The 20,814-nt window shown below is 54.9% G+C and carries 19 protein-coding genes; 14 read left to right on the top strand and 5 right to left on the bottom strand.

Annotation, left to right across the window (positions count from 1 at the left end):
* Positions 1–122 precede the first annotated feature (122 nt).
* Together DD597_RS04060 and folM are read left to right on the top strand one after the other, a co-directional pair.
* Positions 123–1,505, top strand: a complete 1,383-nt coding sequence (locus tag DD597_RS04060; protein ID WP_003857548.1) for an amino acid permease — start codon at positions 123–125, stop codon at positions 1,503–1,505.
* A gap of 39 nt (positions 1,506–1,544) precedes the next feature.
* The gene (gene folM / locus DD597_RS04055; RefSeq protein ID WP_129255969.1) at positions 1,545–2,267 is read left to right on the top strand and encodes a dihydromonapterin reductase; all 723 of its coding nucleotides are present in this window, start codon (positions 1,545–1,547) and stop codon (positions 2,265–2,267) included.
* Here folM and DD597_RS04050 read toward each other — a convergent pair.
* Positions 2,264–2,599, bottom strand: a complete 336-nt coding sequence (locus DD597_RS04050; protein WP_003857551.1) for a GlpM family protein — start codon at positions 2,597–2,599, stop codon at positions 2,264–2,266. The two genes, folM and DD597_RS04050, sit on opposite strands and share 4 nt — an antisense overlap.
* A gap of 127 nt (positions 2,600–2,726) precedes the next feature.
* Between DD597_RS04050 and rstA the strand changes: the two genes are divergently transcribed.
* From rstA to tus, 4 genes are all read left to right on the top strand, one after another.
* A complete protein-coding gene (gene rstA / locus DD597_RS04045; protein WP_003857553.1) occupies positions 2,727–3,446 on the top strand; it encodes a two-component system response regulator RstA in 720 nt (239 codons plus the stop codon).
* Between the two features lie 392 nt (positions 3,447–3,838).
* Positions 3,839–4,258: an anti-adapter protein IraM gene (gene iraM, locus DD597_RS04040; protein ID WP_058659747.1), complete on the top strand. Its 420-nt coding sequence runs from the start codon at positions 3,839–3,841 to the stop codon at positions 4,256–4,258.
* Positions 4,259–4,582: 324 nt separating this feature from the next.
* The gene (rstB, locus tag DD597_RS04035; protein ID WP_003857557.1) at positions 4,583–5,881 is read left to right on the top strand and encodes a two-component system sensor histidine kinase RstB; all 1,299 of its coding nucleotides are present in this window, start codon (positions 4,583–4,585) and stop codon (positions 5,879–5,881) included.
* Between the two features lie 74 nt (positions 5,882–5,955).
* A complete protein-coding gene (gene tus / locus DD597_RS04030) occupies positions 5,956–6,885 on the top strand; it encodes a DNA replication terminus site-binding protein (protein WP_023314048.1) in 930 nt (309 codons plus the stop codon).
* Here the strand turns inward: tus and fumC are convergent, their stop codons facing one another.
* Positions 6,886–8,280 carry a class II fumarate hydratase gene (gene fumC / locus DD597_RS04025; RefSeq protein WP_045897796.1) on the bottom strand — a complete coding sequence of 465 codons (1,395 nt, stop codon included), beginning with the start codon at positions 8,278–8,280 and terminating at the stop codon, positions 6,886–6,888.
* A gap of 182 nt (positions 8,281–8,462) precedes the next feature.
* Positions 8,463–10,109 carry a class I fumarate hydratase FumA gene (fumA, locus tag DD597_RS04020; RefSeq protein ID WP_023314046.1) on the bottom strand — a complete coding sequence of 549 codons (1,647 nt, stop codon included), beginning with the start codon at positions 10,107–10,109 and terminating at the stop codon, positions 8,463–8,465.
* Positions 10,110–10,308: 199 nt separating this feature from the next.
* Between fumA and manA the strand changes: the two genes are divergently transcribed.
* Both manA and DD597_RS04010 read left to right on the top strand, forming a co-directional pair.
* On the top strand, positions 10,309–11,484 hold the full coding sequence (manA, locus tag DD597_RS04015) for a mannose-6-phosphate isomerase (RefSeq protein WP_003857564.1): 1,176 nt from the start codon (positions 10,309–10,311) through the stop codon (positions 11,482–11,484).
* Between the two features lie 99 nt (positions 11,485–11,583).
* Entirely contained in the window at positions 11,584–13,110 is a 1,527-nt protein-coding gene (locus tag DD597_RS04010; protein ID WP_023324553.1) for a YdgA family protein, read from the top strand.
* A gap of 101 nt (positions 13,111–13,211) precedes the next feature.
* On the opposite strand, the gene DD597_RS04005 is transcribed toward DD597_RS04010, so the two are convergent.
* Positions 13,212–14,240, bottom strand: coding sequence for a Mal regulon transcriptional regulator MalI (locus tag DD597_RS04005; protein WP_003857568.1), 1,029 nt, complete (start codon positions 14,238–14,240; stop codon positions 13,212–13,214).
* Between the two features lie 179 nt (positions 14,241–14,419).
* Here DD597_RS04005 and malX point away from each other — a divergent pair, with 179 nt between their 5' ends.
* From malX to add, 3 genes are all read left to right on the top strand, one after another.
* Positions 14,420–16,012: a maltose/glucose-specific PTS transporter subunit IIBC gene (gene malX / locus DD597_RS04000; RefSeq protein ID WP_023324552.1), complete on the top strand. Its 1,593-nt coding sequence runs from the start codon at positions 14,420–14,422 to the stop codon at positions 16,010–16,012.
* 50 nt (positions 16,013–16,062) lie between these two features.
* On the top strand, positions 16,063–17,235 hold the full coding sequence (locus DD597_RS03995) for a MalY/PatB family protein (RefSeq protein ID WP_129255968.1): 1,173 nt from the start codon (positions 16,063–16,065) through the stop codon (positions 17,233–17,235).
* Between the two features lie 96 nt (positions 17,236–17,331).
* On the top strand, positions 17,332–18,330 hold the full coding sequence (gene add / locus DD597_RS03990; RefSeq protein WP_015570661.1) for an adenosine deaminase: 999 nt from the start codon (positions 17,332–17,334) through the stop codon (positions 18,328–18,330).
* A gap of 56 nt (positions 18,331–18,386) precedes the next feature.
* On the opposite strand, the gene DD597_RS03985 is transcribed toward add, so the two are convergent.
* A complete protein-coding gene (locus tag DD597_RS03985; RefSeq protein WP_129255967.1) occupies positions 18,387–19,427 on the bottom strand; it encodes an oxidoreductase in 1,041 nt (346 codons plus the stop codon).
* Between the two features lie 239 nt (positions 19,428–19,666).
* Here DD597_RS03985 and blr point away from each other — a divergent pair, with 239 nt between their 5' ends.
* The 3 genes from blr (at position 19,667) to DD597_RS03970 (ending at position 20,763) form a co-directional block, all read left to right on the top strand.
* Positions 19,667–19,792, top strand: coding sequence for a division septum protein Blr (blr, locus tag DD597_RS03980; RefSeq protein ID WP_151884424.1), 126 nt, complete (start codon positions 19,667–19,669; stop codon positions 19,790–19,792).
* Positions 19,793–20,021: 229 nt separating this feature from the next.
* Positions 20,022–20,237, top strand: a complete 216-nt coding sequence (ydgT, locus tag DD597_RS03975) for a transcription modulator YdgT (RefSeq protein WP_000217941.1) — start codon at positions 20,022–20,024, stop codon at positions 20,235–20,237.
* Positions 20,238–20,322: 85 nt separating this feature from the next.
* Positions 20,323–20,763, top strand: coding sequence for a DUF2569 domain-containing protein (locus DD597_RS03970; protein WP_015570663.1), 441 nt, complete (start codon positions 20,323–20,325; stop codon positions 20,761–20,763).
* The last annotated feature ends 51 nt before the right edge of the window (positions 20,764–20,814 follow it).

The following is a 20,814-nucleotide window of genomic DNA, read 5'->3' as shown; positions in this document are numbered from 1 at the left end:
CACACGTCATTGCATGCATCCTTCACACTCCGTAAAATCCCGCGCCTTAGCGTGATCCACCATTTTTATGCGCCTTAGCGAAATAATTATTCTGGATTTGGACTTTTCATAACAGGAAGCCAATGGAAAAGAAACTTGGCCTGAGTGCGTTAACTGCACTTGTATTAAGCTCAATGCTGGGCGCGGGCGTATTCAGTTTGCCGCAGAACATGGCGGCCGTCGCCAGCCCGGCCGCATTACTGATTGGCTGGGGCATTACCGGTGTTGGGATTTTGCTGCTGGCATTCGCCATGCTGCTGCTGACCCGTATCCGACCGGATCTGGACGGCGGAATATTCACTTACGCCCGGGAAGGTTTCGGCGAGCTGATCGGCTTCTGCTCCGCCTGGGGTTACTGGCTGTGCGCGGTGATCGCCAACGTCTCCTATCTGGTTATCGTCTTCTCGGCGCTCAGCTTCTTTACCGATACGCCCGAACTGCGCCTGTTTGGCGACGGTAATACCTGGCAGTCCATCGTCGGCGCCTCGGTACTGCTGTGGATTGTTCACTGGCTGATTTTGCGCGGCGTCCAGACCGCGGCCAGCATTAACCTCGTGGCAACGCTGGCCAAGCTTGTGCCGCTTGGCCTGTTCGTCGTGCTGGCCTTCCTCGCCTTCCGTCTCGATGTCTTTACGCTCGATTTCAGCGGCATTGCGCTGGGCGTTCCCGTCTGGGAACAGGTGAAAAATACCATGCTGATCACCCTGTGGGTGTTCATCGGCGTTGAAGGTGCCGTCGTAGTCTCTGCCCGCGCGCGTAACAAGCGCGACGTGGGACGCGCCACGCTGCTGGCCGTACTGGCGGCGCTGGGCGTTTATCTGCTGGTGACGCTGTTGTCGCTCGGCGTGGTGGCACGCCCTGAACTGGCGGAAATGCGTAACCCGTCCATGGCCGGGCTGATGGTGAAAATGTTGGGTCCCTGGGGAGACGTGATTATCGCGGCGGGTCTGATTGTCTCCGTTTGCGGCGCCTATCTGAGCTGGACCATTATGGCAGCGGAAGTGCCGTTCCTGGCCGCCACGCATAAAGCGTTCCCGCGCCTGTTTGCCCGTCAGAACAAAAACAGTGCGCCATCGGCCTCTTTGTGGCTCACCAACATCAGCGTGCAGGTCTGTCTGGTGCTGATCTGGCTCACAGGATCGGACTATAACACGCTGCTGACCATCGCCTCCGAGATGATTCTGGTACCCTATTTCTTAGTGGGCGCATATCTGTTAAAAATTGCGACCCGCCCGGCACACTATGCGGTAGGTGTCGGCGCCTGTATTTACGGTCTATGGTTGTTGTATGCTTCCGGACCGATGCATCTGCTGCTGTCCGTGGTGCTCTACGCACCGGGCCTGCTGGTGTTTATCTACGCTCGCCGTACGCATCAGCTTGATAATGCCCTTAAGCGCCGCGAAATGGCGTTGATAGGTTTGCTGTTAGTCGCTGCCGTACCGGCAACGTGGATGTTAATGGGATAGCGTCGCCTGTCCCATTGTTGAACTGAAAAGGAGATTACGATGGGACACACGCAGCAACGCCCAATATTGATCACTGGCGCAGGCCGTCGCATCGGCCTCGCCCTCGCCCATCACTTTCTCAACCTTCGCCATCCGGTTATCGTCAGTTACCGCACGGAATATCCCTCCATTGAAGGTCTACGAAATGCCGGAGCAGTATGCATTCAGTCGGATTTCTCCACGGATGAAGGTATACTCGCCTTCGCGGACAAAGTGAAATCGACCACCCACGGGCTGCGGGCGGTTATTCACAATGCCAGTACCTGGCTTCCTGAAAAAGCAGGACATTCGCTCAGCGAAACGCTCGCCTGCATGATGCAGATCCACGTTAATGCGCCTTATCTGCTCAACCATGCCCTACAGGATCTGCTGCGCGGACACGGTCATGCCGCAGGCGACATTATCCATTTCACCGATTACGTGGTAGAGCGAGGAAGCGACAAACACATCGCCTATGCGGCCAGCAAAGCCGCCCTGGATAATATGACCCGCTCTTTCGCACGCAAGCTGGCGCCCGAGGTAAAGGTCAACGCGATTGCTCCGGCGATGATTTTATTTAACGAAGGCGATGATGCCGAGTATCGTCAGCAGGCGCTCAACAAGTCGTTAATGAAAATTGCGCCCGGTGAGAAAGAGGTGATCGACCTGATCGATTATCTGCTGACCAGCTGTTACGTCACGGGCCGAACGTTTGCCGTGGACGGTGGCCGCCCGCTGCGCTAGTGAAAGCGGCTCCAGAAGAAGATAAGCACCCAGGCGCTGAGGCTCCAACAGACCACCGCCCCGCCCAGCGCCAGGGGCAGACGCAGAAAACCGGTGAAGTACCACAGCGACAGCAGATAGATAAAATACGGGATGATCGACCACATCCCGAACACAATGGTGGCGCGCAGCGCCTCAATACCCCGCTCAGAGGCCACAATATAGTGCGCGATTAACGCAAAGGTGGGAAACAGCGGGATCAGCCCGGCAATGTAGTAGTTCTTCGTTTTAGCCAGCACCCCAATCAGCAGCACGACCAGCGCACCCAGCGTGGCTTTTATCACCAGCCCCATTCTTTTCCCTTAACAATCAAATAACATTCCCATGCAGGATAACGGAAGTCCGGCTAATTTTGAAAGATTAATGGAAGGTTAAGATTGCGCGGTGTATGTTGACGTTTTTTGCGATGACAGACGTTGTATGAATAAGATTGTTTATGTTGAAGATGAACCCGAGGTGGGGCAACTGATCGCCGCTTATCTGGGTAAACATGATATGGAAGTGGTTGTCGAGCCTCGTGGCGATCGCGCTGAAGACGTCGTGACCCGCGAAAATCCGGACCTGGTGTTGCTGGACATCATGCTGCCCGGAAAAGATGGTATGACGCTATGCCGGGATCTGCGCACGAAGTGGGACGGTCCGATCGTGCTGCTGACCTCTCTCGACAGCGATATGAATCATATTCTGTCGCTTGAGATGGGCGCGAATGACTACATCCTGAAAACCACGCCGCCGGCAGTCCTGCTTGCCCGTTTGCGCCTCCATCTGCGTCAGCGTGCCAGCGGCGCGGAGCGTGAAGCGTCTGCCCCCTCTTTAACGCCGCACAAAGCGATGCGCTTCGGCACGCTTTCTATCGACCCGGTCAACCGACAGGTTATGCTTTCCGGGGAGCTGATTGCGCTCTCAACCGCAGATTTTGACCTGCTGTGGGAGCTGGCAACCCATGCCGGTCAAATTATGGACCGGGATGCATTACTGAAAAATCTGCGCGGCGTAAGTTACGACGGAATGGATCGTAGCGTTGATGTGGCGATTTCGCGTCTGCGTAAAAAACTGCTGGATAACGCCACGGAACCTTACCGCATTAAAACCGTACGCAATAAGGGCTATCTGTTTGCACCGCACGCCTGGGAAACCTGAAAAAAGGAACAAAACAGGAATATTCGAAAAATAACTCACGATGCATCGGAATTATTATCAGTACCCGTCGAAAGTTATCGATTATATGCATCGTCAGTTATAAAATATCCCTTGTTCTCATTCCTTCCTTGTATGCTATTTCGCTGGGCATTTTTCGCCTAAACAAAAGTATTCCTAATGTATTTCAGTGCTGTAGTACAATATATATTCAGCAGTGCAGGCGCCATCATCGATCAAAAATCCGTCACTTAAAAGCACATTGGTCTAAAAATAATCTTTACAATTGCTTTAATCATTATCTTATCCTTTTGAAAACAAAGGGGATAGTGGCAACCGTATAAATAATATCGATCTTTTTCAATAGCTTACGTGTTTGCAGATATCTAATTCTCATGCTAAACCTTATACTCTCTCAATTATTTAATGAAAGAGGTATAGCAATGTCATGGAGAGTCATTAGCTCGGTAATTTGTCCTAACACGGGAATCGTTTATTCAAGCATCTTGGGCCTCAAGTTCTTGAAACTCATTATTTGGTATGAAAGCGATGTCTATTTGTACCCCGGTGACAGAATATATCCGACAAAAAATGGCGTCTTCATTAATGGTGTGTTCAAGCCTATATCGATATATAACATATCACCTTATAACGAGATGTTGTGGAGTGAAATTAAAAACAAGATGGCATGCCCATACAACCGAAACCAGCAAGAAGAGATATGCACATACGCGGTGCATTGCAACGCGCGGAAATGCCCGCATGGGTTTACCACGAATCCACTGATTGTCAGCACAGCTAAATCCAGACATTAACGAAGATCGATAATGCTCAGGTTACAACGCTAATTATTTCTGTCGCACCGTTTGTGCCGGATCCCTCTCGCTGGTTAACGCCATTAAATAAAGCCACCCGCAGGTGGCCTTTGTCACTGTTATTACGGATCAATAATACGCAATCGTAAATAAACTCGTTTAACTGAAACGTAAACGGATTTTCCGGGCATTGATGGAATAAAGCGATGCCGCGCTGAAATACCTCTCGACAATTACCCTTTTCAACTCATCATGCCTGACTTGCGCCCATGGCGACCCTGCTGGTAAAAGACGTGTAGTGAAGCCCCTGTTTCGGTGAGATTAATGAAAAAGCTGTTTGTGCAGTTTTACCTTCTGCTGTTTGTCTGCTTTCTGGTGATGACCATGCTGGTCGGGCTGGTCTACAAATTCACCGCAGAGCGCGCGGGCAGACAATCCCTCGACGATCTGATGAAAAGCTCGCTCTACCTGATGCGTAGCGAGTTGCGAGAAATACCACCTCATGACTGGGCGCGCACGTTAAAAGAGCTGGATCTGAATCTGTCGTTTGATCTGCGTATCGAACCCATGAAGGATTTTGACTTAGCACCGCCTGCGATGCAGCGTCTGCGCGATGGAGACATCGTCGCGCTGGACGAGAAATATACCTTCATTCAGCGTATTCCGCGCAGCCATTATGTCCTGGCCGTCGGGCCGGTGCCCTATCTCTATTACCTGCACCAGATGCGCCTGCTGGATCTCGCCCTGCTGGGCTTTATTGCCATCTCGCTCGCTTTCCCTGTATTCATCTGGATGCGACCGCACTGGCAAGACATGCTGAAACTGGAATCCGCCGCACAGCGTTTTGGGGAGGGTCATTTAACTGAACGCATACATTTCGACAGTGGTTCCAGTTTTGACCGGCTCGGTATTGCCTTTAACCAGATGGCCGATAACATCAACGCCCTGATTGCCAGCAAGAAGCAGCTGATCGATGGCATTGCGCATGAACTGCGCACTCCGCTGGTACGCCTGCGTTATCGCCTGGAGATGAGCGAGAACCTCACCGGGGCGGAATCGCAGGCGCTCAATCGGGATATTGGCCAGCTTGAAGCGCTAATTGAAGAGCTGCTGACCTATGCCCGCCTCGATCGGCCTCAGACGGAGTTGCACCTCAGTACACCGGATCTCCCCGTCTGGCTACAGACGCATATTAACGATGTGCAGAGCGTTAACCCTCAGCGAAAACTGCTGACAGCCATTACCCCCGGCGCGTACGGCGCACTGGACATGCGCCTGATGGAACGCGTGCTGGATAATCTGATGAACAACGCCATGCGCTACAGCGAAACGACGCTGCGCATAGGTTTAGATTTGCAGGGAAGCCAGGCGATTCTGTGTGTGGAAGACGATGGCCCCGGCATTGAGCCGGCGGAGCGTGAAAAAGTTTTTGAGCCGTTTGTGCGCCTCGATCCCAGCCGCGACAGGGCTACCGGCGGCTGTGGTCTGGGGCTGGCTATTGTCCGTTCTATTGCCCAGGCGATGGGCGGTTCGGTTCGCTGCGAAGCGAGCGAGCTGGGTGGGGCCCGGTTCGTCTTTAGCTGGCCGATCTATCACAACATTCCCCTTCCCGTACCTGCCTGACCTAAACCGCACGCTGGCCTGACCCGGCGTGTTGTGCTATATCAATAGTATGTTGTAACTAATTAAGGGCTGCCATGACAACTTACGATCTCATCGAAAGGCTTAACACCACATTTCGGGAAATAGAGCAGGCGTTACTGACCCTCACGGGGCAACTTCAGGACTGCCGCCTGCTGGCCGCCCGCGTCTTTTCCCTGCCCGAGGTGGCAAAAGGCGCAGAGCACGACCCGCTGAACACCATTGAGGTGACGCAGCATGTTGGCAAGGCGGCGCTGGAAATGACGTTGCAGCACTATCGTCGCCTTTTCATCCAGCAGCAGTCCGAAAATCGCAGCAGTAAGGCCGCCGTTCGCCTGCCCGGCGTCATCTGCTTGCAAACGGATGCCGCAACGCGTGAAGGAATTGAGGCGCAGATTACGCATATCAATACGCTAAAAGCCGCCTTTGAGAAGATTGTAACCGTTGAGTCCGGGCTGGCACCGGCTGCCCGTTTTGAATGGGTGCATCGCCAGCTTCCGGGGCTGATCACCCTGAATGCCTACCGCACGCTGACGGTACTGCGCCATCCCGCCACGCTGCGCTTCGGCTGGGCCAACAAGCACATCATTAAAAATTTCGCGCGGGACGAGATCCTGGCGCAGCTGGAAAAAAGCCTGAAATCGCCGCGAACGGTCGCCCCGTGGTCGCGGGAACAGTGGATTGAACGGCTGGAGCAGGAGTACCACAGCATTGCCTCCCTGCCAGCTGATACCCGTCTTAAAATAAAGCGTCCGGTGAAGGTGCAGCCTATCGCCCGTGTCTGGTATGCCGGTCAACAAAAGCAGGTGCAATACGCCTGCCCGACGCCGCTGATTGCGCTCTATGATGCCGATCAGGGTGCGGTGGTGCCGGATATCGGGGAACTGCTGAACTACGATGCTGAAAACGTTCAGCATCGCTATAAACCCCAGGCGCAGCCGCTACAGCTGATTATTCCGCGGCTGCACCTGTATGTGGCGCAGTGATTATCTGAGGCTGCCCACCATCGCTTCCGGTCGGACCCAGGCATCAAACTCGGCGTCCGTCAGGTAGCCCAGCGCCAGCGCAGAGGCTTTCAGGGTAAGCCCCTCTTTGTGCGCTTTTTTAGCGATTTCGGCCGCTTTGTCATAACCAATATGGGTGTTCAGCGCCGTTACCAGCATCAGAGACTCATTCAGCAGCTGGCTGATTCGCTCGCGATTAGGCTCAATGCCCACCGCGCAGTGCTCGTTAAAGCTCTCCATGCCATCGGCCAGCAGACGAATCGATTGCAGTACGTTGTGGATCACCATCGGACGATAGACGTTAAGCTCGAAGTTACCCGACGCGCCGCCCATGTTAACCGCCACGTCATTACCCATCACCTGACAGCACAGCATGGTCATGGCTTCGCACTGGGTCGGGTTCACTTTGCCCGGCATAATGGAGCTGCCCGGCTCGTTTTCCGGAATGCTGATTTCGCCGATGCCGCAGCGCGGGCCGGAGGCCAGCCAGCGCACGTCGTTGGCGATTTTCATCAGCGAGGCCGCCAGCCCTTTCAGCGCGCCATGGGTATGCACCAGGGCATCACAGGTCGCCAGCGCTTCGAATTTATTCGGAGCGGTAACAAACGGCTGCCCGGTAATCTTCGCGAGCTCTTCGGCCACGCGCACCGCGTACTCGGGATGGGTGTTTAAGCCAGTGCCCACCGCCGTCCCGCCGAGCGCCAGCTCCGCCAGATGCGGCAGGCTGTTGTCGATATGCTTAAGGTTGTGCTCCAGCATCGCCACCCAGCCGGAGATCTCCTGGCCGAGCGTCAGCGGCGTGGCGTCCTGAAGGTGCGTACGACCAATTTTAACGATGTCGCGGAAGGCCTGCGCTTTCTCGTTAAGCGTAGATTTAAGCACGTTGAGCTGCGGGATAAGCTGCTCGCGGATTGCGATGACGGCCGCCACGTGCATGGCCGTCGGGAACACGTCGTTGGAACTCTGGCTTTTGTTCACGTCATCGTTCGGGTGGATCTTGCGCTCCATGCCGCGTAGGCCGCCAAGCAGCTCGCTTGCGCGGTTCGCCAGCACCTCGTTCATGTTCATGTTGCTCTGGGTGCCTGAGCCGGTCTGCCAGATGGCAAGGGGGAATTCGTCGGGATGTTTGCCCGCCAGCACTTCGTCGGCGGCATTGATGATGGCGGTGGCTTTATCGGCATCCAGCAGGCCCAGATCCTGATTGACTTTTGCGGCAGCGCGTTTGGTCAACGCCAGCGCCTGGATTAGCGAGACGGGCATTTTCTCTGTCGAAATGCGGAAATGCTCCAGCGAACGCTGGGTTTGTGCGCCCCATAGCTTGTCGGCCGGGACGTCGATGGCGCCCATGGAGTCTTTCTCGCGGCGATGCATTGTCATTACTTACTCCTTGATAACAAAGATGGGATTGCTCACATGCTTAAGAGATAAGTATTGATGACTTCTGAGAAACGTTATGGCGCTTTGTGCGCTCTTTTTGATGTCGGGTGGTGGCTGCGCCTTACCCGACCTACGAGAATGTAGGCCGGGTAAGCGTCAGCGCTACCCGGCAATTTACAGAATTACTTCACACACGCCGAACACTGGGAAGACTGGATCTGTTTGAAGAAGTCGTTACCTTTGTCATCCACGAGGATGAACGCCGGGAAGTCTTCCACTTCAATTTTCCAGATCGCTTCCATACCCAGTTCCGGGTACTCCACGCACTCAAGGCTCTTGATACTGCCCTGCGCCAGCACCGCCGCCGGGCCACCGATGCTACCGAGGTAGAAGCCGCCGTGCTTGTGGCACGCGTCCGTCACCTGCTGGCTGCGGTTGCCTTTCGCCAGCATGATCATGCTGCCGCCGTTGGCCTGCAACTGGTCGACGTAGGAGTCCATACGGCCCGCCGTGGTTGGGCCTAACGAGCCGGAAGCATATCCATCAGGCGTTTTTGCCGGACCTGCGTAGTAGATCGGGTGATCTTTAATGTACTGCGGCAGCCCTTCGCCGTTGTCCAGGCGCTCTTTCAGCTTCGCATGGGCGATGTCGCGGCCCACGATAATCGTCCCGTTCAGGGATAGACGGGTCGAGACCGGATACTGCGAAAGCTGCGCCAGAATCTCTTTCATCGGACGATTCAGGTCCACGCGAACCGCTTCCCCCTCGCCCGCTTTACGCAGTTCTTCAGGGATGTATTTGCCCGGGTTGTTCTCCAGCTTCTCGATCCAGATGCCGTCGCGGTTGATCTTCGCTTTGATGTTACGGTCCGCTGAACAGGAAACGCCCATCCCCACCGGACAGGAAGCACCGTGGCGCGGCAGGCGGATCACGCGAATGTCATGCGCGAAGTATTTGCCGCCAAACTGCGCGCCCAGCCCCAGGTTCTGCGCTTCGGCCAGCAGTTCCTGCTCAAGCTGCACGTCGCGGAACGCCTGACCATGTTCGTTACCTTCCGTTGGCAGGCCATCGTAGTATTTGGTTGAGGCCAGCTTAACGGTTTTCAGGGTGCTTTCGGCAGACGTACCGCCAATCACAAATGCGATATGGTACGGCGGGCAGGCCGCGGTGCCGAGGGTACGCATCTTCTCGACCAGGTAGTTCTTCAGCTTGCCCGGGGTAAGCAGCGCTTTGGTTTCCTGGTAAAGATAGGTTTTGTTGGCTGAACCGCCGCCTTTGGCGATGCAGAGGAATTTGTACTCGTCACCGTCGACGCTGTAGAGGTCAATCTGCGCAGGCAGGTTAGTGCCGGTGTTCACCTCTTTGTACATATCCAGCGCCGCGTTTTGCGAATAGCGCAGGTTGTCTTCGGTGTAGGTATTGTAAACGCCGCGCGCCAGCGCCGCTTCGTCACCGCCGCCGGTCCAGACGCGCTGGCCTTTTTTACCGGTGATAATCGCCGTGCCGGTGTCCTGGCAGGTCGGCAGAATGCCTTTCGCCGCGATATCAGAGTTACGCAGGAATTGCAGGGCAACGTACTTATCGTTCTCGCTGGCTTCCGGGTCGCTCAGGATATCAGCAACCTGCTGCTGATGCGCCGGACGGAGCATAAAGGAAGCATCATGGAAGGCTTGCTGCGCCAGCAACGTCAGCGCCTGCGGGTCAACTTTGAGGATCTCCTGCCCTTCAAACTCAGAGACAGTAACGTAATCGCGGGTTAACAGATAATACTCGGTCTGATCCTGACTGAGGGGGAAAGGATCCTGATAATGGAAGGGTTTATTCGACATTGTTCTCTCACTTACTGCTTCGGTCTGTTTATTCAGGGCAGATGTTCCGCTGCCCGGCTTAAAAGCGAGTCAGCTTATCCTACACAATTTTTTAACAAAAACTGAGACTAGTACGACTTTTTACATCCGCAGGTTACTTCCATTCGGTTTATTGCTTTAATACGCGGAGTTAATTCCACATATGAATCAGGGCTTGATAATGCAAAAACTCATCAACTCAGTGCAAAACTACGCCTGGGGAAGTAAAACTGCGTTAACGGATCTCTACGGTATCGCCAACCCGGACAACCTGCCGATGGCAGAGCTGTGGATGGGCGCACACCCGAAGAGCAGCTCAAAAATTGAAGATGCCAGCGGTCAGGTTCGTAGCCTGCGTGACGTCATCGACGCCGACAAAGCCGCACTGCTCGGCGATAAAGTGGCGAATCGTTTTGGTGAGCTGCCGTTTCTGTTCAAGGTATTGTGCGCCGACCAGCCGCTCTCCATTCAGGTTCACCCGAACAAAAAAGCCTCTGAACTGGGCTTTGCCAAAGAAAATGCCGCCGGTATTCCGTTAGACGCCGCAGAGCGTAACTACAAAGATCCTAACCACAAGCCGGAACTGGTTTTCGCCCTCACCCCTTTTCTGGCGATGAATGCCTTCCGCGAGTTTTCCGAGATCATCTCCCTGCTGCAACCGGTCGCCGGGGCTCACAACGCGATCGCCCACTTCCTGGAAAACCCGAACGCAGAAGCCTTGAGCGAGCTGTTTGCCAGCCTGCTGAATATGCAGGGCGAGGAAAAATCACACGCGCTGGCGGTGCTGAAAGCCGCGCTGAACAGCCAGCAGGGTGAGCCATGGGACACCATTCGCGTAATTTCCGCGTTTTATCCGGACGACAGCGGTCTCTTCTCTCCGCTTCTGCTGAACGTGGTGAAGCTCAACCCGGGCGAAGCGATGTTCCTGTTCGCTGAAACCCCGCACGCCTACCTCAACGGCGTGGCACTGGAGGTGATGGCTAACTCCGATAACGTACTGCGCGCGGGCCTGACGCCAAAATACATCGACATCCCTGAGCTGGTTGCCAACGTGAAGTTTGTGGCGAAACCTGCTGCGGAGCTGCTTACTCAGCCGGTGAAAAACGGCGCAGAGCTGGACTTCCCGATTCCGGTTGACGATTTTGCCTTCTCCCTGCACGACCTCAGCGCAGACGAAACCGCCATTGCACAGGAGAGCGCCGCGATCCTGTTCTGTGTGGAAGGCGAAGCGACGTTGCACAAAGATAGCGAGCGTCTGGTGCTCAAACCGGGTGAATCCGCCTTTGTCGCAGCAAACGAGTCGCCTGTCCGGGTGAGCGGCACCGGTCGCCTGGCGCGTGTTTTTAATAAGCTTTAGGGACTTACTGAATTTTTTAACAACTCTTGCTAAGCTAGTAACAGGCGTTGTAACACCAGGCGGTTTTAACCGCCTGGTTTCATTTTAGGGATAATCGCAATGAAAAAATCGGTCGTAGCGGTAGGAGTGATTGTTGCTTTAGGCGTGATCTGGACGGGTGCTTCCTGGTATACCGGGAAACAGCTGGAAAGCCGTCTGGCAGAGATGATGACGCAGGCAAACAGCGAGATTAAGCGCAGCGCGCCTGAAGCAGGTCTGGAGCTGAGCTATCAGAACTACCAGCGTGGCGTGTTTACCAGCCATATGCAGGTGGTGGTGAAGCCGGTTGCGGGTAATCAGAACGCCTGGCTGAAACCGGGCCAGAGCGTGGTGCTGGATGAAGTGGTCAGCCACGGTCCGTTCCCGCTGGCGCAGTTGAAAAAGTTTAACCTGATCCCCTCTATGGCATCCGCCAGAACCGTACTGGTGAATAACGAGGTGACGAAGCCGATTTTCGATATGGCGAAAAATGAGTCGCCGTTTGAGATCAATACCCGCATCAGCTATGCCGGTGATACGCATTCCGACATCGACCTGAAAGCCCTGAATTACGAACAAGGCACCGATAAAGTCGCCTTCAGCGGCGGTAATTTCCAGCTTGATGCCGATCGCGACGGCAAGAATGTCTCCCTGACCGGCGATGCCGCCAGCGGCCTGGTGAATTCAGTCAATGAATATAACCAGAAGGTGCAGCTTACCTTCAACAACCTGAAAGCCAGCGGCAATAGCCGTATGACTGATTTTGATGAGCGTATCGGCGACCAGAAACTGAGCCTCGATAAGATCGCCATTGCGATCGAAGGCAAAGAGATGGCGGTGCTTGAAGGCATGGATCTGGACGGTAAGTCTGACGTGTCCAAAGACGGTAAAAGCATCAACACCCAGCTGGATTACAGCCTGAAAAGCCTGAAAGTACAGAATCAGGATCTGGGTACCGGTAAGTTGTCTCTGAAAATCGGCAACATTGACGGCCAGGCGTGGCACGAATTCAGTCAGAAATACAGTAAAGAGAGCCAGGCTCTGCTGACCGATGCCGCCCTGCAACAGAACCCACAGGCTTACCAGCAGCAGGCGATGACGGTGCTGTTTAATAACCTGCCGATCCTGCTGAAGGGCGAGCCGGTGATTACCGTTGCGCCCCTGAGCTGGAAAAACGGCAAAGGCGAAACCAACTTCAACCTGTCGCTGTTCCTGAAGGATCCGGCAGCCACGACTGGCGAGCCGCAGACCCTGGCGCAGGAAGTTGACCGCAGCGTGAAATCGCTCGACAGCAAGCTGACCATCCCGATGGATATGGCAACCGAGTTCATGACGCAGATTGCGAAACTCGAAGGGTATGGTGAAGAAGATGCAGGTAAACTGGCAAACCAACAGGTGAAAGGCCTGGCGGCGATGGGCCAGATGTTCCGCATCACGAAGGTGGAAGACAACACCATTTCCACCAGCCTGCAATATGCTAATGGCCAGGTGACGCTCAACGGCGACAAAATGCCGCTGGAAGAGTTTGTCGGTATGTTTGGTATGCCGACGCTGGGCATGCCTGAACCGGCCGAACCGGCTGCGCCGCCGGCAGTACCGCAGCAGTAAACGAAAAACCCCTCGCATGAGGGGTTTTTTATTGCCGGGTGGCGCTGACGCTTACCCGGCCTCCGATCCTGAGCCGTTGTAGGCCCGTGCAAGCAAAGCGTTTACTTCACCGTCACTAAGCGCGCAGCCACAATCTGATGCCCGGCCTGCACGTCCGTATTTTCAATGCGCTGCATAATTCGTTCTGCCAGGGTGTACCCCATTTCACGAGCCGGCGTCGTCGCCCAGACGATGGGGAGATCGTCTAACGCATTTTCACCGACATCTGCAAACGCCCCCAGCGCCACCTGATGGCCGAAGAACGTTTCTACCCCGCCCTCACCGCTCTGGCGTCCGGCGCGGATCAAGCCGAACCACGCCCCCATCGCAATAACGTCGTTATAGCAAATCACCGCGCTGATCGTCGGGCTGTTGCGAAGCAGCGTGCCGATGGCTTCCGCGGCTTTTTTCTGGCTGGATTCACACTCCACCACCCATTCGCTGTGAAACGGCAGGCCATATTTGATGAGCGTGGAACAGTAACCGCCCACCCGCTCGGCACGCGTCAGGGACGAGCTTTTACCGCCGAGCCAGGCGATGCGCTGATGGCCGCGATGAATAAGATGCTCGGTCAGCATTTGCGCGGCCTGCATGTTATCTGGCCGAAGGGTATCGGCTTCGTCGAGATAGCTGGCGCGCGACGCAAACACCAGCGGTACGCCTTTCTGCGCCGCGCGCTCACACAATTCACTGCCCACGCCGGACGCGCCGGCCACGATTACCCCATCCACCCCTTGTGTCAGCAGCAAATCCAGCCTGGAGAGCAGTTGCTCCGGTTCGCGCCCACCGTGGAGCAGGAAAACCATTCGCCCCTGCGCTTCAAGCGCCTCGGTAAGCCCGGCGGTCAGTTCTGCATAAAACGGCGACGCGAGGTCGCGAACAATCAGCCCTATCACCCCGCTTTGCCCACCGCGCAGCGCCGACGCCTGGCGATTACGCACAAAGCCCAACTGCTCAACGGCCTCGTTGACGCGCTGACCCGTTGCAGGAGAGATGCGCCCCTTCCCGCTTAATACCAGCGAAACGGTGCTGACGGAAACCCCCGCCGCCAGCGCGACATCGTTGATGGTGATCTTTTTCGCTACAGCCATGTGGTGGCGTGACTCCTTGATAATGGGATCGCTAAAACGTTTTATCAATACGTTATCTTTATACTACCAGTAAAAGCCTGAGAATGTGATTTAGCGCGCACTAAAGTTTGATAAAACGTTTTATCTTCTCGCCCCATCGAGGTCGTTAAATCTCTTTCTACCCTTTAAGGAGTCGTTTTATGACGACGAAAGCAGCACAAAAAATATCACTGTGGGAGTTTTTCCAGCAACTGGGTAAAACCTTTATGCTGCCCGTGGCGCTTCTCTCTTTTTGCGGGATTATGCTGGGGATCGGCAGCTCGTTAAGCAGTCATGACGTCATTACCCTGATCCCTTTCCTGGGAAATCCGGTACTTCAGGCGATCTTCATCTGGATGAGCAAGGTCGGATCGTTTGCCTTTAGCTTCCTGCCGGTAATGTTCTGTATCGCCATTCCTCTGGGTCTGGCGCGCGAAAACAAAGGCGTGGCGGCGTTTGCGGGCTTCGTTGGCTATGCGGTCATGAACCTTGCGGTTAACTTCTGGCTGACCGCCAAAGGGATCCTGCCGACGACCGACGCGGCGGTACTGAAAGCCAATAACATTCAGAGCGTGATTGGTATTCAGTCCATCGATACCGGGATCCTTGGAGCCGTGATCGCGGGGGTGATTATCTGGATGCTGCACGAGCGCTTCCACAACATCCGCCTGCCCGATGCGCTGGCCTTCTTCGGCGGGACCCGCTTTGTGCCAATCATTACGCTGGTTGTGATGGGTCTGTTTGGTCTGATCATCCCTCTGATTTGGCCGATTTTTGCCATGGGGATCACCGGGATTGGCCGCATTATCAACGGCGCGGGTGATTTCGGCCCGATGATTTTCGGTACGGGTGAACGTCTGCTGCTACCGTTTGGTTTACAGCACATCCTGGTTGCCCTGATCCGCTTTACGGAAGCAGGCGGCACCATGGACGTTTGCGGTCATTCCGTTAGCGGCGCGCTGACCATCTTCCAGGCCCAGCTGAGCTGCCCGACCACTCACGGCTTCTCTGAAAGTGCGACGCGTTTCCTTTCTCAGGGTAAAATGCCTGCCTTCCTCGGCGGCCTGCCGGGTGCTGCGCTGGCGATGTACCACTGTGCCCGTCCGGAAAATCGTCATAAAATTAAAGGTCTGCTGATCTCCGGCGTTATTGCCTGCGTGGTGGGCGGTACGACAGAACCTATCGAGTTCCTGTTCCTGTTCGTGGCACCGGTACTGTACCTCATCCACGCCGTACTGACGGGCCTGGGCTTTACCGTGATGGCTGTGCTCGGTGTGACCATCGGTAACACCGACGGTAACGTGATTGACTTCGTGGTATTCGGTATCCTGCACGGCCTGTCCACCAAGTGGTATCTGGTGCCGGTTGTGGCCGCCATCTGGTTCGCGGTTTACTACGGGATCTTCCGCTTCGCCATCACCCGCTTCAACCTGAAAACGCCTGGCCGCGATACCGATACGGCCACCAGCGTTGAACAGGCGGTGGCCGGTACCGTTGGGAAATCCGGATATAACACGCCGGCTATTCTGGCGGCGCTGGGCGGTGCGGATAATATTACTTCTCTGGATAACTGCATCACCCGCCTGCGTTTGTCGGTGGCGGACATGTCCAAAGTGGATACCAACGCACTTAAAGCTAACCGGGCTATTGGGGTGGTACAGTTAAATCAACACAATTTGCAGGTCGTCATTGGCCCGCAGGTACAGTCAGTGAAGGATGAGCTGGCAACCCTGATGCGAACCGTCGAAGCCTGATGCCTCGCCCCCCCTCGTCATGAGGGGGTTTTACTTTACGGAGCACCGTCATGTTTGATTTTTCAACCGTCGTGGATCGACACGGCACCTGGTGTACCCTGTGGGATTATGTCGCTGACCGTTTTGGCGCTGCCGACCTGCTGCCCTTCACCATCTCTGATATGGATTTCGCCACCGCCCCCTGCATTACCGATGCGCTGCACCAGCGAATAAACCACGGGGTGTTTGGTTACAGTCGCTGGAAAAATGACGAATTTCTGGCCGCCGTGGCGCACTGGTTCCGGCAACGCTTTAACAGTCAGATTGATACCGAAACCGTGGTGTATGGGCCGTCGGTCATTTATATGGTCTCAGAGCTGATCCGCCTCTGGTCCTCGCCTGGCGACGGCGTGGTGGTCCATACTCCGGCTTACGATGCCTTTTATAAAGCCATCGAAGGCAACCAGCGTACCGTTGTTTCCGTGCCGATGCAGAAAACAGCGCATGGCTGGGAGGGGGAAATGGCCTCGCTGGAAGCGGCGCTATCAAAACCGGAAAACACGATTCTGCTGCTGTGTAGCCCGCAAAACCCGACCGGAAAAGTCTGGACTCGGGAGGCGCTGACCACAATGGCGGCCCTGTGTGAACGTTATGACGTAGCGGTGATCAGCGACGAAATTCATATGGATATGGTATGGGGCATGCATCGTCACACCCCGTGGAATGAGGTTGCGCGCGGTAAATGGGCGCTGCTGACCTCGGGTTCCAAAAGCTTCAACATTCCGGCGCTGACGGGCGCCTGGGGGCTTATCGCCGATGATGCCAGCCGTAACGCCTATCTGAACGCATTAAAAGGTCGGGACGGACTCTCTTCCCCTTCCGTGCTGGCGCTGACCGCGCACATTGCTGCTTACCGGCAGGGCGAACCGTGGCTGGACGCGCTGCGGACCTATCTCGAAGAGAATCTGCGGTATGTTGCTCGCGAACTAAACAGTGCTTTTCCGACACTCAACTGGCAACCGCCCGAGGCCACCTATCTGGCCTGGATCGATCTCAGCCCACTCGGTATTGATGACAAGACGCTGCAAAACGTGCTGATTGAACAGCAAAAAGTGGCCATCATGCCGGGATATACCTATGGGGATGAAGGTAAAGGTTATGTGCGTCTGAACGCTGGCTGTCCGCGTAGTAAGCTTGAACAGGGCGTTCAGCGCCTGATCGCTGGCATCAACACGCTGCTGTAAATCATTTGCGCAACGGAATATTCCCTTGCGCAAATAGCTTTTTACCCCGTTTTGTTTTTATAATATGGCGCACTTTAACCAGCAAAGAGTGCGACCATGATTGATACACGCCTGCCTTTAACTGATATTCACCGCCACCTCGACGGAAACATTCGTGCCCAAACCATTCTCGATCTTGGCCGCCAGTTCAATTTAACCCTCCCTGCCGAAACGCTTGAAACCCTGATCCCCCATGTTCAGGTCACGTCGAACGAACCGGATCTGGTGAGCTTTCTGAGCAAGCTCGACTGGGGCGTGAAGATGCTGGCCTCGGTCGATGCCTGTCGCCGTGTCGCCTTTGAAAACATCGAAGATGCCGCGCGCAACGGCCTGCACTATGTCGAACTGCGTTTCTCCCCGGGCTATATGGCAATGACCCACAATCTCCCCGTAGCGGGCGTGGTTGAAGCGGTCATTGAAGGCGTGCGTGAAGGCTGTAAAACCTTTGACGTTCAGGCGCGTTTGATCGGCATTATGAGCCGTACCTTCGGTGAAGCGGCCTGTCTTCAGGAGCTGGAAGCATTACTGGCGCATCGCGACCAGATCACCGCCATCGACCTCGCCGGTGACGAGCTGGGCTTCCCGGGCAGCCTGTTCCTGTCTCATTTCAACCGCGCACGTGATGCAGGATGGCATATTACCGTTCATGCAGGCGAAGCCGCGGGGCCGGAAAGCATCTGGCAGGCCATTCGTGAACTGGGTGCGGAACGTATTGGTCACGGCGTGAAAGCCATTGAAGATCGCGCGCTGATGGATTTCCTCGCCGAACAACGTATTGGAATCGAATCCTGCCTGACCTCCAATATTCAGACCAGTACAGTGGCATCGCTGGCGCAACACCCGCTGAAAACCTTCCTTGAACACGGGGTGCTGGCTTCACTGAACACGGACGATCCGGCGGTTCAGGGCGTGGATATTATTCACGAATACAACATCGCCGCGCCGCAGGCCGGGCTGAGCCGCGAGCAGATCCGTCAGGCGCAAATCAACGGGCTGGAGATCGCCTTCCTGACGCCTGAAGAGAAACAGGCGCTGCGCGATAAAGTTGCTCAGTAGTCCTCTTTACTGCCGGGTGGCGCTGCGCTTACCCGGCCTACGAAAGCGTTTGGCACTTATGCCAGACAGAGCGTTGCGCGATGTTTGGCAGATTCGATCCCCAGCTCAATGAGCTCCATAATCTGGATTGCCTGGCTTGCGGGAACCGGATTTTCACCTGAACCGTTCAGCGCGTCACGAATGGCGGCGTAATACGCCGGATAGTTCCCCGGCAGGGTCAATACCGTCTCTTCAACCAGCGCCTCACCCTCCGCACGCGTCACCACCCCGTCGCGCATGTCGTAGCCCCAGTCCTCCTGCGGTAAGCGTTCGCCATTTTTGAGGCGCTCTTCCTGCGGATCCAGGCCGAACTTCACATAGCTGCCGCGCGCCCCATGAATGATATAGCGGGCCGATTCCGCCGCCGCAAGCATTGTCCCGTGCAGCACAATGCGCCGCTGCGGATAACTCAAAATGGCATGGAAATAGTCGGTGGTCTGCGCCCCCGGCCTGAGCTGCGCTAAATCGACCGTCATGCTTACGGGCAGACCAAACAGATGAACGGCCTGATCGAGAAGATGCGGCGCTAAGTCATACCAGATGCCGCTGCCCGGTCCCGCCTGCTCGCGCCAGCGATCTCGCACCTGCGGACGATAACGATCGAAGTGCGACTCAAAAAAGGCAATTTCGCCGAGCGTGCCTTCGTTGAGCAGCGCTTGGACCGTCAGGAAATCGCTGTCCCAGCGCCGGTTGTGAAAGACCGATAATAACCGACCCAGACTTCGCGCCAGCGCATCCAGCTCGCGCGCCTGTGACAACGTCACGGTGAAGGGCTTATCGACAACAACATGTTTGCCTGCCTCCAGCGCCGCTTTCGCCAGGGGGAAATGAGTGTCGTTAGGGGTAGGAATGACAATAAGGTCAATATTAGGATCGTTAAACAGATGCTTAGGCTCCGTTACCACCGGCACAGCTGGCCAGTCGGCGCGGACCTTAGTCTCATCGCTGCTTGTGATGGCCGCTAGTTCCATTCCCGGCGTGCCGGCAACCAGCGGTGCATGAAAGGTTTTGCTTGCGTACCCGTAGCCAATAAGACCGACGCGGATGTTTTCACTCATCGTTTGCCCCCTCGCTGTGCGCTTATTTATCACTGGCCTTGTGCTTAACGCACACATTAATAATGTGCCCTGTGAGTTAAAATAGCATCTCACGACAGCGTTTTTTGTTACCTCGCATTAAAGTGCGCATAGGGGGCCGGGGAATCGTTCCCAAAGCGCTTGCTCTGAAGAAAAGGGCGCTGTAACATTTGTAATCTGTATTTATGGATAAATTACAAACACAAATTATGACGTCAATAATTAATCGAATCATTGAATTAGCGGGATGGATTGTCCTTGGGGTTTCAGTCGTGTTGCTCGGCATTGCCAGCCATATCGATAACTACCAGCCGCCGGAGCCTGTGACTGTCGCACAACAAAAGTAAGCCGTGTCGTCATAAAGCGTGACACATTACGTCATGGAACATATTGCCAGCCGTAATGAACGGGGTTACCCTTCTCTTTCAGGCATCTCCTGATGCCTGATTCTTCGCAAAGAAAACTCCTAATTTCGTCGCGTTACCCGAGTGGACAGTTTACGTCTTTATTAATCCGTTTATTATTCGGACGCATTACCTTTATGGGTATTACCCTTTTATATGGAAACTTATTAATATGACAGTTCAGGACTATTTATTAAAATTTCGCAAGATCAATTCCCTTGAAAGCCTGGAAAAACTGTTTGACCATCTGAACTACACGCTGTCGGATAATCAGGACATCATCAATATGTACCGCGCTGCTGACCATCGTCGCGCCGAACTGGTCTCTGGCGGTCGTCTGTTCAATGTGGGGGAAGTGCCTAAATCCGTATGGCGTTACGTTGTATAAGAAAGTAGCCTTCGGCGTGAAATGTTATATACTCTCCGCCCTGCAAATTTCTGTATAACATTTCGCGCAGACTATGGGAGAGCGTATGACCGCATTGCCTGGAGAGAGAATTGGGGGCTGGTTAATCGCCCCGCTGGCATGGCTGCTGGTGGCATTACTAAGCGCTTCACTGGCGCTGTTGCTTTACACCACCGCACTGGTTACGCCTCATGCTATCCAGACACTGATGTCCCAGAGTGCGCTCAATATTGCGACGTGGTTTGTGTCGTTCGTTTTCGCGATCGCGATGTGGTACTACACGCTGTGGCTGACTATCGCCTTCTTCAAACGCCGCAAAAGCGTGCCAAAACATTACATTATCTGGCTGCTGGTCTCCGTGCTGCTGGCTGTCAAAGCGTTCGCTTTCTCGCCTGTGTCTGACGCGCTGGCGGTTCGCCAGTTACTGTTTCCGCTACTGGCGACGGCGCTTCTGGTCCCTTATTTCAAGCGTTCGACGCGCGTTAAGAAGACCTTTGTCAACCCGTAATAACCTTACAGTTAACCTGTTGTGGCCTGTTGTCGTTTATCCGATAATAGG

This window comes from Enterobacter cloacae complex sp. 677-3DZ2D5B, from assembly GCF_004136695.1.
Classification (GTDB): Bacteria; Pseudomonadota; Gammaproteobacteria; order Enterobacterales; family Enterobacteriaceae; genus Enterobacter; species Enterobacter hormaechei_C.
Note: the sequence above shows the minus strand (reverse complement) of the source record. Positions and strands in the feature narration are given on the sequence as shown.

Excerpts from the sequence above, each read along its gene's own strand:
- DD597_RS04060 (WP_003857548.1), top strand. The coding sequence starts at position 123 with ATGGAAAAGAAACTTGGCCTGAGTGCGTTAACTGCACTTGTATTAAGC.
- folM (WP_129255969.1), top strand. The coding sequence starts at position 1,545 with ATGGGACACACGCAGCAACGCCCAATATTGATCACTGGCGCAGGCCGT.
- DD597_RS04050 (WP_003857551.1), bottom strand. The coding sequence starts at position 2,599 with ATGGGGCTGGTGATAAAAGCCACGCTGGGTGCGCTGGTCGTGCTGCTG.
- rstA (WP_003857553.1), top strand. The coding sequence starts at position 2,727 with ATGAATAAGATTGTTTATGTTGAAGATGAACCCGAGGTGGGGCAACTG.
- iraM (WP_058659747.1), top strand. The coding sequence starts at position 3,839 with ATGCTAAACCTTATACTCTCTCAATTATTTAATGAAAGAGGTATAGCA.
- rstB (WP_003857557.1), top strand. The coding sequence starts at position 4,583 with ATGAAAAAGCTGTTTGTGCAGTTTTACCTTCTGCTGTTTGTCTGCTTT.
- tus (WP_023314048.1), top strand. The coding sequence starts at position 5,956 with ATGACAACTTACGATCTCATCGAAAGGCTTAACACCACATTTCGGGAA.
- fumC (WP_045897796.1), bottom strand. The coding sequence starts at position 8,280 with ATGACAATGCATCGCCGCGAGAAAGACTCCATGGGCGCCATCGACGTC.
- fumA (WP_023314046.1), bottom strand. The coding sequence starts at position 10,109 with ATGTCGAATAAACCCTTCCATTATCAGGATCCTTTCCCCCTCAGTCAG.
- manA (WP_003857564.1), top strand. The coding sequence starts at position 10,309 with ATGCAAAAACTCATCAACTCAGTGCAAAACTACGCCTGGGGAAGTAAA.
- DD597_RS04010 (WP_023324553.1), top strand. The coding sequence starts at position 11,584 with ATGAAAAAATCGGTCGTAGCGGTAGGAGTGATTGTTGCTTTAGGCGTG.
- DD597_RS04005 (WP_003857568.1), bottom strand. The coding sequence starts at position 14,240 with ATGGCTGTAGCGAAAAAGATCACCATCAACGATGTCGCGCTGGCGGCG.
- malX (WP_023324552.1), top strand. The coding sequence starts at position 14,420 with ATGACGACGAAAGCAGCACAAAAAATATCACTGTGGGAGTTTTTCCAG.
- DD597_RS03995 (WP_129255968.1), top strand. The coding sequence starts at position 16,063 with ATGTTTGATTTTTCAACCGTCGTGGATCGACACGGCACCTGGTGTACC.
- add (WP_015570661.1), top strand. The coding sequence starts at position 17,332 with ATGATTGATACACGCCTGCCTTTAACTGATATTCACCGCCACCTCGAC.
- DD597_RS03985 (WP_129255967.1), bottom strand. The coding sequence starts at position 19,427 with ATGAGTGAAAACATCCGCGTCGGTCTTATTGGCTACGGGTACGCAAGC.
- ydgT (WP_000217941.1), top strand. The coding sequence starts at position 20,022 with ATGACAGTTCAGGACTATTTATTAAAATTTCGCAAGATCAATTCCCTT.
- DD597_RS03970 (WP_015570663.1), top strand. The coding sequence starts at position 20,323 with ATGACCGCATTGCCTGGAGAGAGAATTGGGGGCTGGTTAATCGCCCCG.